General features: G+C 70.1%; 18 protein-coding genes. 13 read left to right on the top strand and 5 right to left on the bottom strand.

The window, feature by feature from the left end:
* Positions 1 to 34 precede the first annotated feature (34 nt).
* Both JQC91_RS05170 and JQC91_RS05165 read left to right on the top strand, forming a co-directional pair.
* Positions 35 to 1,246: a flagellar hook-length control protein FliK gene (locus JQC91_RS05170; RefSeq protein WP_203285738.1), complete on the top strand. Its 1,212-nt coding sequence runs from the start codon at positions 35 to 37 to the stop codon at positions 1,244 to 1,246.
* Between the two features lie 12 nt (positions 1,247 to 1,258).
* Positions 1,259 to 1,912: a flagellar hook assembly protein FlgD gene (locus JQC91_RS05165; RefSeq protein ID WP_203285737.1), complete on the top strand. Its 654-nt coding sequence runs from the start codon at positions 1,259 to 1,261 to the stop codon at positions 1,910 to 1,912.
* 95 nt (positions 1,913 to 2,007) lie between these two features.
* Here the strand turns inward: JQC91_RS05165 and JQC91_RS05160 are convergent, their stop codons facing one another.
* From JQC91_RS05160 to JQC91_RS05140, 5 genes are all read right to left on the bottom strand, one after another.
* On the bottom strand, positions 2,008 to 2,445 hold the full coding sequence (locus JQC91_RS05160; RefSeq protein ID WP_203285736.1) for a hypothetical protein: 438 nt from the start codon (positions 2,443 to 2,445) through the stop codon (positions 2,008 to 2,010).
* 10 nt (positions 2,446 to 2,455) lie between these two features.
* Positions 2,456 to 3,106 (bottom strand): flagellar basal body L-ring protein FlgH, encoded by a 651-nt coding sequence (locus tag JQC91_RS05155; RefSeq protein ID WP_343069906.1) that lies wholly within the window; start codon positions 3,104 to 3,106, stop codon positions 2,456 to 2,458.
* Between the two features lie 77 nt (positions 3,107 to 3,183).
* Positions 3,184 to 3,825 (bottom strand): flagellar basal body P-ring formation chaperone FlgA, encoded by a 642-nt coding sequence (flgA, locus tag JQC91_RS05150; protein WP_203285734.1) that lies wholly within the window; start codon positions 3,823 to 3,825, stop codon positions 3,184 to 3,186.
* Position 3,826: 1 nt separating this feature from the next.
* Positions 3,827 to 4,612, bottom strand: coding sequence for a flagellar basal-body rod protein FlgG (flgG, locus tag JQC91_RS05145; RefSeq protein WP_203285733.1), 786 nt, complete (start codon positions 4,610 to 4,612; stop codon positions 3,827 to 3,829).
* Positions 4,613 to 4,634: 22 nt separating this feature from the next.
* Positions 4,635 to 5,375, bottom strand: coding sequence for a flagellar hook basal-body protein (locus JQC91_RS05140; RefSeq protein ID WP_203285732.1), 741 nt, complete (start codon positions 5,373 to 5,375; stop codon positions 4,635 to 4,637).
* Positions 5,376 to 5,607: 232 nt separating this feature from the next.
* Here JQC91_RS05140 and JQC91_RS05135 point away from each other — a divergent pair, with 232 nt between their 5' ends.
* The 11 genes from JQC91_RS05135 to JQC91_RS05085 all read left to right on the top strand — a co-directional run bounded on the left by JQC91_RS05135 (position 5,608) and on the right by JQC91_RS05085 (position 15,122).
* A complete protein-coding gene (locus tag JQC91_RS05135; protein WP_203285731.1) occupies positions 5,608 to 6,720 on the top strand; it encodes a hypothetical protein in 1,113 nt (370 codons plus the stop codon).
* Between the two features lie 78 nt (positions 6,721 to 6,798).
* Positions 6,799 to 8,109: a flagellar hook-basal body complex protein gene (locus tag JQC91_RS05130; protein ID WP_203285730.1), complete on the top strand. Its 1,311-nt coding sequence runs from the start codon at positions 6,799 to 6,801 to the stop codon at positions 8,107 to 8,109.
* A 19-nt stretch (positions 8,110 to 8,128) separates the two neighbouring features.
* Entirely contained in the window at positions 8,129 to 9,547 is a 1,419-nt protein-coding gene (locus JQC91_RS05125) for a flagellar basal body rod C-terminal domain-containing protein (protein ID WP_203285729.1), read from the top strand.
* A 7-nt stretch (positions 9,548 to 9,554) separates the two neighbouring features.
* Entirely contained in the window at positions 9,555 to 10,625 is a 1,071-nt protein-coding gene (locus tag JQC91_RS05120; protein WP_203285728.1) for a flagellin, read from the top strand.
* Positions 10,626 to 10,663: 38 nt separating this feature from the next.
* Entirely contained in the window at positions 10,664 to 11,773 is a 1,110-nt protein-coding gene (locus tag JQC91_RS05115; RefSeq protein ID WP_343069905.1) for a flagellar basal body P-ring protein FlgI, read from the top strand.
* Between the two features lie 2 nt (positions 11,774 to 11,775).
* Positions 11,776 to 12,060: a rod-binding protein gene (locus tag JQC91_RS05110; protein ID WP_203285726.1), complete on the top strand. Its 285-nt coding sequence runs from the start codon at positions 11,776 to 11,778 to the stop codon at positions 12,058 to 12,060.
* Positions 12,057 to 12,455 (top strand): hypothetical protein, encoded by a 399-nt coding sequence (locus JQC91_RS05105; RefSeq protein WP_203285725.1) that lies wholly within the window; start codon positions 12,057 to 12,059, stop codon positions 12,453 to 12,455. The genes JQC91_RS05110 and JQC91_RS05105 overlap by 4 nt, the downstream gene beginning before the upstream one ends.
* A 103-nt stretch (positions 12,456 to 12,558) precedes the next feature.
* Positions 12,559 to 13,389, top strand: coding sequence for a flagellin (locus tag JQC91_RS05100; RefSeq protein ID WP_203285724.1), 831 nt, complete (start codon positions 12,559 to 12,561; stop codon positions 13,387 to 13,389).
* 94 nt (positions 13,390 to 13,483) lie between these two features.
* Positions 13,484 to 13,906, top strand: a complete 423-nt coding sequence (locus JQC91_RS05095; protein ID WP_203285723.1) for a flagellar biosynthesis regulator FlaF — start codon at positions 13,484 to 13,486, stop codon at positions 13,904 to 13,906.
* The gene (locus JQC91_RS05090) at positions 13,903 to 14,325 is read left to right on the top strand and encodes a flagellar biosynthesis repressor FlbT (protein ID WP_203285722.1); all 423 of its coding nucleotides are present in this window, start codon (positions 13,903 to 13,905) and stop codon (positions 14,323 to 14,325) included. The genes JQC91_RS05095 and JQC91_RS05090 overlap by 4 nt, the downstream gene beginning before the upstream one ends.
* The gene (locus tag JQC91_RS05085) at positions 14,322 to 15,122 is read left to right on the top strand and encodes a DUF1217 domain-containing protein (RefSeq protein WP_203285721.1); all 801 of its coding nucleotides are present in this window, start codon (positions 14,322 to 14,324) and stop codon (positions 15,120 to 15,122) included. The genes JQC91_RS05090 and JQC91_RS05085 overlap by 4 nt, the downstream gene beginning before the upstream one ends.
* Positions 15,123 to 15,154: the final 32 nt, after the last annotated feature.

Here is a 15,154-nt window from a genome sequence, read left to right as displayed (position 1 = left end):
ACGGCTGTGGATCGACGTCCCGAGGAGTCCGCGCATGGACCTGCCCGTTCCGATGCAAGCCCTGCCCTCCCCCGCCGCGGGATTGGGCGGCCACGCGACGACGGCGCTCGCCGCCCCACCGGGCCGAGGATCGATCCAGGGCGAGGGCACGACGAGCGAAGGGACCGAGCCGACGCTGCCGGATGCCGGTTTCGCGTCGATGCTGATCGGCGCGGGGTCACCGGTCCCGCCATCCGGACCGGGCCTTGCGGTCGGACCGATCCTCTCGCGTGCGCCGATGGCACGCGCGGAACCGAACGAGATCGGAGAGGCTTCGATCGCCAACGTTGCCCAAGGCGTCCCCCTGACCGTCCCCTCGAACGCCGACCCCGCCTCTGGGTCGACGAACGGATCGGTCGAACCGGAACCCTCCGGGGCCCATCGCGATCCTCTCGCCAGCCCTGAACGGTCGGCGCGGGCCGAACCGCTCGGCTCGCGGCCCAGCGCGCGCCCGTCCCCGCCGCCGACGGGGGCGGTCGACCCGGCGCATGCCGGTCCTCCCGGTCATGCCCCCCGCGCGGGAGCATCCGAAACGCATGCCTTCAGCGATGCGCACCCGCTCGGGTTCGCGTCGCCGGGGGTCGAGCGGACCGACGTGACCGCGACGCCCGCCGGCAGAAGCACGACCTTCGGACCAGTGTCCCCGCCCCGAACGTCGAGCCCGCACGCCCTGCGAGATTCGTCCACCGCGGTCCCCGGTCCCATGGTGGACCATCCGGGGCCCGAACCCTTGCCCGAGGGCGTCGACGTCCCCGGAAGCGAACCGACCGCGCCGCGTTCCGCCGCGGAGGCACCACGGCCGGCGTTCGCGTCCGTGACCGAGGGACTGCGCCGGGTCCGCTTGGCCGAGGGCCGGACGCGCATAGAGTTGTCGCCCCGCGAGCTCGGGGATCTCCAGATCGACCTCCGGCACGATCCCTCGGGTCGCCTGACCGTCGTCCTGCGGGTCGAGAATCCGGCGGTGCTCTCCGCGATGCGCGGCGACCGCGACGCCTTGCTCGCCACGCTCCGCGAGGGCGGGGTGAGCGTGGACCTGTCCGACCTGTCGTTCGAGTCGTTCGGCGGCCATCACGCCGCCCGAGACGCCTGGGGGGAACGGCAGGCACCGGTCGGGCGACCCCCGTCCGGTGCGCCGGACCCCATTCCGTCCGATCCGCGACCGCCCCGAACGGCGGCCCTCGTCGCGAACCTGGACATCTTCACCTGAGGAGGACGGCCCATGGACGTCGCCGGCATCCGCGGCACCGCCGAGCCCCACGGGGATTCGCGCACGAAGTTGAGCGCCGACTACGAGGCGTTCCTCCAGTTGCTCACGGCGCAGGTGGCCAACCAGGATCCCCTCGCGCCGATGGACAGCTCGACCTACGTGACGCAACTCGCCCAGCTGAGCCAAGTCGAGCAGGCGGTCCAGACCAACGAACGCCTCTCGGAGATCTCCAGCCGGCTGGCGGTCGCCGGCTCCTACGCCGAGGTCGGGCTGATCGGTCGGGAGGTGGATCTTTCGCTCGAGGCGTTCGCGCCGCGCCCCGACGGAACCCCGATCGGCATCCGCTTCGACGCCGCGGTGCCCGCGCACACGATCCGGTTGATCGACCCCGATGGGCTCGTCGTCCGCGAGCTGCCCGGCGGCGCCGCGATGGCCGACGAATGGTCCGAGGTCGAGTGGGACGGGCTGGACGCGCAGGGGGCCCCTGCCGGGGAGGGCCCGTTCATCCTCGAGGTGGTCGCCTCGGATGCGGCGGGCGCGGCGGTGCCGTACTCCACCCGCTTGCGGGCGACCGTCGAAGGTGTCGTGATCGGTCCACAAGGAACGCGGCTCGTCCTCGACACGGGCGAGGAAGTCGGCCCGGGCGACGTGCTGCGGATCGGCTAGGGTCCGTGAATGGCGGACGGGCGACATCCGCTGTTTAAGGGGGCATCGTCCTGACGTCCGATCACGCGGCGCACGGTCTCCGCGGCGCACGGTCGCTAGTCCCGCAGGACCGCGGTCTCCCCGAGCACCTCGACCGTCAACCCCGCCGCGTCCGGTGCGACGGCTTGGATCCTCGGCAGCAGGCGATCCCGGACCCGGTCGGCGTCGACGACCGAGTCTGTGCCGCCCGAACGGCCTCGCACGTCGCGCAGCGCCGATCCGACGGCATCGCGCAACCGCGCGGACACCAGTGCCGATCGGGCGCGCGACGCCGCGGCCTCGTCCTCGAACGCCACGATGACCCCCATCACGAGCCGGACCCGCGCGCGGGACGTGTCGACCGTCACGAGGAACGCGCCGAGGTCGATCGAATTGGGCGCCGTTCGTTCCCGCGCCGCGCCCCGTGCCGTCCACCACCCGGACGACGAAAGCGCGAGCGCGCCGCCGAGGATCCGACGCCGGGTCCTGTCTCGGCTCGATCGGCTGAAGCCCATGGCGGTCGCGTCAGTAGGGAAGGACGACGTCGAGCGCCGTCTCCCCATACCCGGTCCGGACCTGACGCGAGAGCTGACCATGTCCGCCATATGTGATCCGGGCCTCGGCGATCCTGTCGTAGGGTATGGTGTTCCCATGCAGGATGTCCTCCGGGCGGATGATGCCTGCGATCCGCAGCTCGCGCAGTTCCGCGTTGACCATCACCTCCTGACGTCCGGCGATCACGAGGTTCCCGTTCGGAAGCGCCTGCACGACGGTGGCCGCCACCGTCAGGTCGATGGATTCGGCCCGGTCGATACTCCCTTCGCCGCCGCTGCGGGTCTGCGCGTCGAGATCGACGAGCCCGTCGCCTTCACCGGCGAGCTGCGCGAGGATGCGTTCCAGCCCGAGCATGCGGGGCGTCCCGATCGAGGCTCCGCCGCTGCGCTGGCGGTCCGATTCGTTCGACAGGCTCGCCTGGTCGTCGATCTCGATCGTGATCGTGAGGATGTCGCCCACCTCGCGGGCGCGGCGATCGTCGAAGAACCCGGGGGTGGCGGAGCCCCAGAGGGACGCGGCCTCCGCGCGGACGGGAAGCCGGGCCGGCAGTTCGGGAGGCATCGGAACGGAAACGCTCGCCACCTCCGGCAGAGCCACGGGGTCGACGCGGATATCCGACACCTCGGGCGCGCGGTCCTTGGCGGCCTGCCCCCCGCAGGCGGATAGCTGAAGAACGAGGACGAAGGTCGTGCATCTTCTCATCGGACGACCTCCACGATGCCGTTCGGGCGCGCGACGCCGTTCAGCGACCTGTTCGACGCGAGGTTGACGATCCGCACCGCGCCGCCCGATGCGGCATCGGACAGGGCCTTGCCCGGAGCTGCGACGACGAGACCACCTTCGGCGAACCGGATCTCGACGCGATCGCCCTTGCGTATGGCGAGAGGCGCGCGGACGGAGCGTCCCGCGATTGGGCGTCCCTCCGCGAGCATACGGTGCACCTGCTGGCCGACGAGGGCGTCCATCGCCGTCAGCGCGAAGGCGGGCACGCGCCGCGCCGGCATGGCCTTCAGGTCCAGATCGCCCTCGGAGATGATCTCTCCGGGCATCAGATGTCGGCGGGGCACGGGCACGTCCTGCATCCGGAGGGCGACCCCCTCGACCCGCCGCACCTCCCCGTCGGGCAACGCGAGGTCCGCCGCGAACCGGCCTGATCGATCGTCGCGCCAGAAACCGATCACCGCCACCGGATCGGACACCTCGGGGGCGTAGAGCACCTGCCAGTCCGCGTCGCCCGCGGCGCCGGACCAAGCGGACGCCTGCTCCGAGACGAGCCGCTCGACCGATGCGCCCGACGATGGCGTGGCGATCATGAGGAGGAGGCCGAGGCGGAGGAGCATGTCAGCGCGCCCGCGTCGCGGTCGACATCATCTGGTCCGCCGTCTCGATCGTCTTGGAGTTGAGCTCGTAGGCCCGCTGCGCCTTGATGAGGTCAGTGATCTGCTGGATCACGTCCACGTTCGAGTTCTCGAGATACCCTTGTCGGAGCGCGCCGAACCCGGGATCCCCGGGAACGCCTTGGATCGGATCCCCCGAGGCGGCCGTCGCCTCGAAGAGGTTGTTCCCGATCGGGCGGAGCCCCGCTTGGTTCACGAAGGTCGCCATGGTCAGCCGCCCGATCCGTACCGGCTCCGGATCGTCCTCGACATATGCGAGGACCTCGCCGTCCTCGCCGATCTCGATGGACTGCGTCCGTTCCGGAACGACGATACCCGGCCCGACCTCGTGGCCGAGCAGCGTCACCACCTGCCCCTCGGAGGACAGCCCGAAGGAGCCATCCCGGGTGTAGGTCTCGGTCCCGTCCGGGGCAGCGACGACGAAGTAGCCTGCGCCGTCGATGGCGACGTCCAGATCGGCCTCCGTCCGCGTCAGCCCCCCCTGCGAATGGAGCCTCGCCGTTCCCGCGCCCTCGACCCCGAGACCCACGTCGATCCCGACGGGCGCGGCCGTGCCCGCTTGGGACGTCGCGGCGCCCTCGCGCTGCAGGGACTGGTACATGAGGTCGCGGAAAGCGACGCGCGACGACTTGAACGCGGTCGTGTTCGCGTTCGCGATGTTGTTGGAGATGACGTCCACCGCCATCTGTTGGGCGTGCATCCCGGTCGCCGCGGTCGCCAAGGCCTTCATGCCTGCTCTCCCATCACGTTGGTCATGTCGGGCGCGCGAGGCGGCGGACCGCGTCGCGCGAAAGATCGTCGTGCGTCGTCATGACGGTCGACGCGCGCTCGTAGGCCCGCTGGATCTCCACGAGCCTCGTCATCTCGAGGACGGGCGCGACGTTCGATCCCTCGACCGAACCTTGGACGATCGTGGTCCCCTGCTCGCTCGGAGGGGGCGCCCGTCCGTCGGGAGGGACGAACATGCCGTCGCCGACCCGGACGTAGGACTGCAGATCCGACATGTCGTGAAGGCCCAACCGGGCGATCTCGCCCAGCCCGTCCATGCTGATCGTGCCGTCGCCGGAGATGGACACGGACCCGCCCTCGCCCGGCACCTCGATCCGCCCGCCGCCGTCGTCGAGGACCGGGATCCCGGCGGCGGTCGAAAGGGTACCGTCGGGTCCGATCGTGAGGCGCCCGTCGCGTCCGTAGGCGACCTGTCCGTCCGGCAGGGAATAGGCGAACGCGGCCGGGCCCGAGAGCGCGACGTCGAGCGGGTTCCCAGTCCGGACGAGCGGGCCCGAGCGCTCATCGACCCACGAACCCGTATCGAGGACGTAGGCCGTCGGGGTGCCGTCCTGCGCACGCGCGGCCGCGACGTGCGACGCGAAGCTCACGCGTTCGGCCCGGTATCCGTCGGTGTTCGCGTTCGCGACGTTGTTCGCGGTCACGCCGAGCGCCCGTTCCATCGCCGTGGCCGAGGAAAGCGCGACGTGCGTGATGCCGTCCATGAGAATGCCCCGCGTTTTGTTCTTGCTTCGTTTGCGGCAGGCGCCCATCCCGATCAAGGAAACAATGCGAGCAATTGTAGGCATATACCTCCTGTGGGCCTGCCTCGCGGGTGTCGCGGTCGCGGACCCGCCGAGCGCGTACGTCCCCGCGTCCCTTCACCTCGGACGGTTCGCGGACGGCCCGTTCGTCGCGGCCCGCCGGACCATGGCCGGTGGATGGCGTTCGGGCGCGGTGGACGACGCGCTGGACGCGGCCTCCTTCCACTTGGCGCGCGGATTCCTTCGCGAGGCGGACAGCCTTCTCGCCGCGGTCCCTCCCCCGAGCACGCCCCGCGCGAGGGCTCGGCTCCGCCGGCTGACGGCGCTCACGGCGGTCGCTCGGGGGACCACGCCGGAGCGGACGCCCGAACCCTTGGCGCTGGCTGGGTGGCAGGAGGATGCGTTCGTCGCGCCGTTCCGTGCGGTTGGCGCCGTCGGTGCGGATCTCGACGTGGCCATCCGCTCCTTGCATCGGCTTCCCGCCCCGCTGCGGTCCCTCGTCGCGGATCGGTTGGGCAGGCTGGCCGTGCAACGGGGCGCGGACGCCGCGCTCGAGGCGCTCGCCGACCTGCCGGGCAACGCGCACATGCGCGATCTGCTCCGTGCCCGCCGAGGCGAAGTGGCCGGGCCTTCCGGACCCACCGCGGTACGATCGTGGTGGGCCCATCGAACGCGGTTGGAGGAGATCGACGCCGCCTTCCGGGCGCGGCGCGAAGACGCGGAATCGACCCTTGCCGCGTTGCGGATGCTGCATGCGTCGTGGCGTGACGAGGAGGAGACGACGCGACGGATCGCGGCGCTGTCGCTTCGGACGGGTCGCCCGATCGCCGCGATCCGCGCGTTGGTCGCGCTCGACGGGCGCGGGCCCGCCGATCATCCGAGCAGCGCCGCGCGGATCTCGCGGATCGCGATGACGTTCTACGCTTCGGCGGAGGCAGGTCGGACCGACCTCCCCACGGTCGTGGATGGTCACGAGCGGATCCTTGCGCTGGCACGGTTCATCCCCGGCTATGCCGACGCCTGGACGCGCTACGTCGACTTCCTCGAGCGATCGGGGGCGGGGTATGCCGCGTCGGAGGAGCGCCGCGACCTGGATGAGACCATTCGGATCGGACACGAACTCGGGCTGTGGAACTCGTCGCCCGCTCGAAGGCCCGGCGCCGAGGGTGCGGGTGCCGACGGAGCGGCGGCGATGGATCGGACGCCTCTCGTGCCGGATCCATACGAGCCATCGCAGCACGGTTCCCTCGGCCTCGGCACGGTCCGCGACGCGCTCGCGCGATCGGTTCCCGAACCGGACGAATAGCGAGAATTCGAAGGGTAACCCTTCGTTAGGATCCGGCCCCTAGCGAACGAGCAGACCGATTCCTCGGAGGAACCCACGATGTCGATCTCGAACGCGATGCAGGCCAGCGTGAGCGGGCTCCGGGCGAATGCCGCGGCGGCGGGGAACGTCTCCTCCAACATCGCGAACGCGAACACCGACGGCTATCGCAGGACGTTCTCCCAGTTCGTCACGTCCACCGTCTCCGTGAGCGGCTTCGCGCAGGTTCCCCCAGGCGGCGTGCGCGCGGTCCAGACCGCGGACGTCGACGTCGACGGCCAGTTGCGTGCGACCCAGCGGGCGACGGACCTCGGAATAAGCGGACCCGGCTTCTTCGTGGTGTCGGAGAACCCCGATGACCCGGACCTGTCCGGCTATCAGCTTACGCGCGCGGGCTCGTTCCGCGTGGATTCGGACGGCAACCTGCGGAATGCCGCGGGCCTCTACCTCGCCGGCTTCCGCCATGACGGGGGGAAGGGCCTCGGCGTCGTGGACCGCAACGGCTTCGGCGACCTCGCCACCGTCAACATCGGCAGTCAGTCGACGCCCGGATCGCCCACCGCCACCGTGGGCCTCGCCGGGAACCTCCCGTCACAGGACACGGGGCACGCGGTGCCCGGCGACCCGTACCTCACCACCGCGTCCATCTTCGATCCGCTCGGGGCGACGCATCGGCTCAACTTCTCGTGGCAGCCGGGGACCGCGGCGAACGAATGGACCCTGTCGTTCGGAGACGAGGCCGGGGTGGCCTACGGATCGGTGGACGTCGCGTTCCACGACAGCGGACCGATGGCCGGGACTCCGATGACCTACTCCAACGTCGTGTCCACGGCCCCGGCACCGGCATCCTTCGCGTTCGACGGCACCACGGGCGAGGCGACCCTCGGCATCGACAACGGTGCCGCACCCCAGACCCTGGCGGTCACGCTCGGCGCGCCGGGGACGCTCGACGGGATCACCCAGTTCGCCGGCAGCTATACGCCCCTTTCCGTCGAAGCCGACGGCACGTCCAGCGGCGCGCTGTCCCGGACGGAGTTCGGTGACGACGGAACGCTCTACGGCGTCTTCGACAACGGGCTGCGGCGGGCGCTCTACGAGGTGCCCCTGGCGACGGTCCCGAACGCGAACGGGCTCCGTCCGGCCGACGGGAACGCATACTTCCTGTCCCGGTCTAGCGGGGACGTCACGCTCTCGACGGCCGGGACGGGGGCGGCGGGAAGCATCACGTCCGGTGCGCTCGAAGGGTCGACCGTCGAACTCGCCGAGGAACTGACCCGCCTCATCCAGATACAGCGGGCATACTCGTCCAACGCGAAGATCGTGACGACCGTCGACGAGATGCTGGACGAGACCGTCCGCATCAAGCGCTGATCCCGGGCGGGCCGATCCGATGACCCTCGCCGCAGCCTACGCCAGCAGCATCGGCGGCCTCGCCGCCGTCGCCACGTGGGCCGATGCCACGGCGACCAACATCGCCAACGTGGATCGTCCTGGATACGCCCGTCGTTCGGTCACCAACACCACCGGCCTCGGCGGGGTGACCGAGGCCGTGATCTCGACGGAACGCGATGCGACGGTCGAACGCATTCATCGGCTCGAGATCGGACGGCTGGGCCGTCAGCAAGCTGTGGCCGAACTCCTCTCCCTCCATACCGCCCGCCTCGGCCAACCCGGGGACGCGAGCGGGCTCACCGCCCGCCTGTCCGCGCTCGAGACCTCGATGATCCAGATGTCCACCGCCCCGGAGGACGCGGCCAGCCGCTCCGCGGTGGTCGACGCCGCGGTCACCCTCGCGGAGACGGTCAACGCCATCGCCGGGAGCCTCGACGAGGTCGAGGCGGTCGCGATCAACCGCATCGATCAGTCCGTCGTGCAGATGAACCGCGACCTCCAGAGGATCGCGCAGATCAACGCGCATCTTTCCCGCGGAACCCTCGACGCCCCGCAGCGGGCCTCCTTCGAGGATGAGCTGGCAGGGGTCGCCGACCGCTTGGCGCGGCTCGGCGACATCAGGACCACGCGCGGAGCCGGCGGCGGAACGGTCGCTTTCACGTCCACGGGCACCGTGCTCGTGTCAGGAAGCCGCGCGGAGGAGGTCGCCTTCGACGCGACCGCGGGCACGCTCACGGCTGTCGTGGGGATGACGGAAGTCGACGTCACTCCGACGGTCGCCGGCGCCCGGGGGCCGGCCCAAGGGCGCCTCTCCGGCGAGTTCGCGGTGCTGCTGGACGACGTGCCGCGCATGCGAAGCCAGATCGACGCCTTCGCAGCGGGCCTCGTGCACGCGTTCGAAGGCGCGGACACGACCCGCGCGGCCGGCCAGCCGGGGCTGTTCACCGACTCGGGCGCCTCTCCGACGGCCCCCTACGACGGGTTGGCCTCGCGTCTGTCCGTGAACGACGTGGTGCAGCCGGACGGATCGGGACAGACATGGCGCCTGCGCGACGGATTCGGCGCATCGGCGGAAGGACCCGCCGGCGATCCGACGCTCGTCCTCGCCTATGTCGATGCCTTGACGGACCGTCGCGCGTTCTCGACCGCCGAAGGTCTGCCCACCGCCGCCACCCTCGGCGGTCATGCCGCTGCGCTCGTGACCGCTCATCATGCGGCACGGGTCACGGCGGAGGACAGAAGCGAGTCCATCGCCGCCGGAGCGACGGCCATCGGGACCGCGCGGAGGTCCGCCACCGGCGTGGACGTCGATGCCGAACTGCACGCCCTGTCCCGCCTTCAGCAGAGCTATCGCGCGAACAGCGAAGCGATCCGCGCCATCAGCGACATGCTCGACACGTTGCTCGCCGCCGTATGAGTCCGTCATGATCTCCTCCGCGACCTCGACATTCGGACTGTTCGACACCGACCGGAAGGGTCTGGCCCAGATCCGCGCACGGCTCGAGACGGCGAACCGGGAACTGGCGACGGGCCTGCGCGCCGACCCCCACGCGGACCTGCGAGGACGCGCCGCGCAGGCCTTGTCCCTCCGCGCGAGCGCCGAGCGCGAGCGTGGCCAGATCGTCTCGAACGAACTCCTCTCGGGACGCATGGAGGTCATGGCCGACGTCCTCTCGGGCGTTCGGGACACGCTGGGGACGTTCCTTCAGGTCGCGACGCCCAACCGGTCCGAGCCGGGCCCGACCGTGTCCGCGGTCGGGCAGGCGGCCCGCGCCGCCTACGACGCGATTGTCCTGCAGATGAACGTCGGCTACGGCGAGGCCCATCTCTTCGCAGGGACCGCGAGCGGGGCAGCCCCGCTTCGCGCTTGGTCCGATGCCAGCCCCCGGAGCGGAACCTCCCCGGAGGCGATCGTCGCCGCCGCCGTGGGCGGACCACCGGGAGACGGGACTACGGCGGCCTCGGCGGTCGCGGGGGTGCGCGCGATCTTCGACATCGACGGCGGATCGGGTGCGTTCGAGCAGACCCTCTACGACGGAACGCCCCGCCGGGATGCCGGCGCGCAGCCGTTGCCCCGCGTCGCGGCATCGATCGGGGGAGGTGCGACGCTGGCCTACGGGGTGCAGGCGAACGATCCCGGGTTCGTGGCCGCGCTGGAGGGGCTCGCGATGCTCATCGCGGCTCCCCCGTCGGAGATCGACGATCCGGACGCCTACGCCACGTGGATGGGGGCGGCCATGACCGCGATCGAGGGAGGCCTGTCGACGATACGGCAGGACGAGACCCGCTTGGGCGCGCAACAGGCCCGGCTCGAGGACCACATGGACCGCCAGGCCGTCTTGGTGGGGATCTACGAGAACCAGACGATCGAGCTCGAGGGCATCGATCCCTACGAGGCCGCGAACCGCGTCGTGCAGCTCACCTCCACCTTGGAGGCGAGCTACGCCGCGACGTCCATGATCTCGAACCTCACCTACCTCGACTTCCTGCGCTGATGCCGACCCCGCGCGTCCCACATCCGGGAGGCACCTTCGTGGCCCCCTTCCGCTTCGCCGTGCTCGTCGCTTCCTCGCTTCTGATCCTCGGCTTCGCGGTCCCCGCCTCCGCCCAGGTGCGCATCAAGGACATCGCGCATGTCGAGGGCGTCCGGGAGAACCAGCTCGTGGGATACGGCCTCGTGGTCGGGTTGGAGGGGACGGGCGACCGGCTCAGGAATGTTCCGTTCACGGGGCGGTCGATCGAGGGGATGCTCGACCGTCTCGGGGTCGGGAACCTCGGCGGCGAGGACATCAAGACGACCAACACCGCCGCCGTCATGGTGACCGCCATGCTGCCCCCGTTCGCGCGGATGGGCCAGACGATCGACGTGGTCGTCAGCTCCATCGGCGACGCGAGCAGCCTGCGCGGCGGGACGCTCGTGGTGTCCCCGCTCTCCGGCGCGGATGGTCAGGTCTACGCGGTGGCCCAAGGTCCTATCGCGGTCGCCGGCTGGGCTGCGCAGGGCGCGAATGCCGCTTTGGTCGAGGGGGTCCCGACCGTCGCCCGGATCGAGAATGGCGCGACCGTCGAACGCGAGGTGGAGTTTCGGTTCGACAGCATGGATACCCTTCGGATCACGCTGCGGACGCCTGACTTCACCACGGCCCAGAGGGTGGAGGATGCGATCAACTCGACGATCGGCCCGGGCACGGCCGATGCGATCGATCCGACGACCGTCGAGATATGGCCGCCCGAGAAGACCGACCTGACCGGGCTGATCGCGCGGATCGAGAGCATCCGCGTGATGCCGGACGTCGCAGCCCGTGTGGTGATCGACGCGCGGTCGGGCACCATCGTCATGGGCGCCGATGTCCGCATCGCGCAGGTCGCGGTGAGCCAAGGCGGGCTGACCGTGTCGGTCCGCGAGAACGTAGAGGTCAGCCAGCCCGCGCCCTTCTCGCTCGGGGAGACCGTCGTCGTGCCCCAGATGGAGATCGAGGTCAGGGAGCGGGACGCGCGCTTCACCGTCCTTCCGGGAGACGTCAGCTTGCAGCAGCTCGTGGACGGGCTGAACGCGATCGGCGTCGGCGCTACCGAGACCATCGCGATCCTGCAAGCGATCAAGGCCGCCGGCGCCCTCCATGCAGACTTGGAGATCATCTGATCATGGACATTCGACCCCTCGCGGCCCCGTCCTCGCCGTCCCTCGACATGCCGTCGCCCGCGAAGGGACCGGCGCGCGAGTTCGAGGCGACCCTGCTGTCGCAGGCATTCGAGGACATGCTCTCCACCGCATCGCCCGCGGACGAGAGCACCGGTTCCTCGATATGGCGGGGGTTCCTCGCGCAGGCGATCGGAAGCCAGATGGCGCATGGGACGGGGATAGGCTTGGCGGTTCAAGTCGAGCGCGCGATCGAGGCATACGGACGACCGGGAGGCGCGGACCGATGACCGCGCTGTCGCACCGCGGGGCGATCGTGGGGTTGCTGGAGGCGATCGCTCGAGACGAGGAGGCCGCACTGCGCGACGGGGATCTCTCGGCCCTCTCCGATCTCCTCCCGCGGAAGACGGAGGCAATCTCGATCCTGGAGACCCTGGTCGCGGAACGGTCCTCGAACGCGGATCCGGAAGCTGCTTCGGCTGCGACGCATCGACGTCTCCAAGAGGTTCGAGAGAGCTTCGCGCGAAACGCGTCCCGCCTCGAATGCATCGGCGACGCGCTGGAACTTCTCTCGGACGAACTGACCCGACTGGTCTCGCCCATGGAGGGTACGGCGACCTACACGACGGACGGTCGGATCCGCGCGCCCCAACGAACCAAGAGAACTTTATACAACTTATTGTAACGTAAACATATTCTCGGCCATTTCGAGGAGCATACGGTATCCAGGCCAATCGTGTGCCTCCTGTCAGAAGGACGGGTTCGAACACCAGAACCGGAGAATCCCGATGTCGTCGATCAACACCAACGCCTCTGCGATGAACGCGCTGTCGACCCTGCGCATGATCAATTCCTCCCTGACCGATACACAAGGCCGCGTCTCGAGCGGCCTCAAGGTCCAATCCGCGAAGGACAACGCCGCCTACTTCTCGATCTCCGAGACCATGCGCAGCGACAGCGGGATGTACCGCGCGATCGACGAGAGCCTGACGCTCACCAAGAACTCCGTCTCGACGGGCCGTCTCGGCGCCGAGACGGTGGTGGGACTGGCGCAGCAGTTCGTCGACCGCCTCGCCTTCGCGCAGCAGGAGGGGGTCGATCGGGAGAAGGTCCAAGCCGAGCTCGACGGGCTCGTCGCGCAGATCGACACGACGATCAAGCAGTCCTCTTTCAACGGCCAGTCGATGGTCGACAGCACGACCGCGGTGACCGTGGTGACCGGCGTCACGCGCGACGGCGGCACCTTCGCGACGTCGACGATGACCATCACGCCCGTCGACCTCACAGCGATCCACACCGCCCTCGACGGCATCGCCATCGCCAACGGAGACGACGCGGCGACCATGGCTGCGGCGCTCACGGCGGCCGAGGCGCAACTGGCGAACGCGATTGAAGGGGCCACCTCGCTCGGCGTCGCGGAGAACAGCATCGAGACGCAGCAGGAGTTCCTCTCCTCGCTGAGCGACCGGCTCGACAGCGGAATCGGCGCGATGGTCGACGCCGACATGGAGGAGGAGGCGGCGCGCCTGCAGTCCCTGCAGGTCCAGCAGCAGTTGGCGACGCAATCCCTATCGATCGCGAACCAAGCGCCGCAGAACATCCTCAGCCTGTTCCGCTGACGCACGCAACCATCCGGGCGCGCCACGGACAGGCGCGCCCGAGCATCTTCGGTTCCGGGTGCGACCCGACTCTGCCGTATCGGAGCAACATGCCGTGAGCATCCACGCCTACAAGACCGCGCTTCGCCGTCTCGAAGCGCCGCGCGAACTCGAACGGCGCATCCTCGCGGCGAACTCGGCGGGCTTGGACGCGCATCGCGCCGCCTACGACGCCACGGAGGATCCGCAAGCCCGCCTCGAGATCCTGGCATACGGGCTGGGAACGGCGGCGAACGAGAACCAAGCCTTCTGGCGCGCGCTCCGACGCGATGTCTCCGACGAGCGGAACGCCCTGCATCCCGCGCTCCGTGCCGGGCTCATCTCGCTATCCCTCTGGGTCGATGCGCGGACCACGGATCTCCTGCGCGGAAGGGGGACGGTGGCGCCGCTCGTCGAGGTCAACCGCATCGTCTCGGCCGGTCTCGGCCGGTCGGAAGCGTCATGCGAAGCCGGGTCGAAGGACATCCCGTGTCCTTGAAGATTACCCTCAAGGCGGGCGAGATCGTCGTGATCAACGGTTGCGTCATCCGAAACGGGACGAGGCGGCAGTCGTTCTGGATCGAAACGCGAGCCGACGTGATGCGGGGGAGCGACCTCATGGACCCACGCGAAGCCAAGACACCGGTGCGGCGCGCCTACGCGCTCGCGCAGGCCGCGTTGCTGGATCCCGGGGCACGCGACGAGAGCGTGCGGGACCTTCAACGCACGCTTGCCGGGCTCGCAGTCGAACCGTCGCCAAGCCCGGTCGACGTCCTGACGGCGGCGAACCGGGCCAGCACCTCCGACTTCTACGGCGTCCTCCGTGCGCTCCGCCCCTTGGTCGCGCGCGACCCGGACCCGTCACGAGCCCGGCATGCGAGCGCCCCGTCGGCTTGCGAGGACGGGCCGATCCGATGATCCCGATCACCGGCCTTCCGTCGTTGCTTGCGCTCAAGTTGGTCGATGCGACCCGTGGCGAGCAGACCACCGCGCTGCGGGAACGTTCCGGGCATGCCCGCGGCATCGAGACGTTCCGCGCGCGCGCGGGCGGGCCGGCTACGGCGGACGCCTTCGTAGAGGACAACGAGGTCTACGCGTTCGCGATGCGCGCCTTCGGTCTCGGGGACCGCATCTTCGGCAAGGGAATGATGCGGAGGGTCCTCGCCTCGGACGCCTCCGATCCGGCATCCCTCGTGAATCGCCTCTCCGACCCCCGCTTCTCGGAGATGCACGCCGCCTTGGGTTTCGGCACAGGGGACGCCCCCCGACTAGGTTCCGAGCCCGCACGCGAGGCGCTGGTGGACCGTTACGTCGACCGGCAGTTCACCGATGCGGTGACGGATGGGAACGCGGCCGTCGGGGCGGCGCTCGCGTTCCGTGCGGCCGCCCCGGGGATTGGGTCCGCCTACGACATCCTCGCGGATGCCGAACTCAGCACGGTGGTCCGCACCGCCCTCGGCATCCCACCCGCGACCGCGGGACTCGACATCGATCGCCAAGCACAGATGATCGAACGGCGGCTGGACCTGTCATCGCTGGACGACCCGACATCCGTCGATCGTCTGGTGCGGAAATACCTCGTCCTGTCCGACGCGGCGACGCGGCCCGTCGGCGCCGCGTCGGGCGCGCTCACGGTGCTCTCGGGTTCCCAGTCCCGAGGCTTGGTCGAGATCGCCGCCGTGTTCGCGTCCGGTCGGGGGCGATACACCGGCTGAGGCAGGTCGTCCTCCGCCCTCGGCCGAGCCCG

This window comes from Jannaschia sp. Os4 (assembly GCF_016820245.1).
Lineage (GTDB): Bacteria > Pseudomonadota > Alphaproteobacteria > Rhodobacterales > Rhodobacteraceae > Jannaschia.
This window is presented reverse-complemented; position numbering and strand designations above follow the sequence as displayed.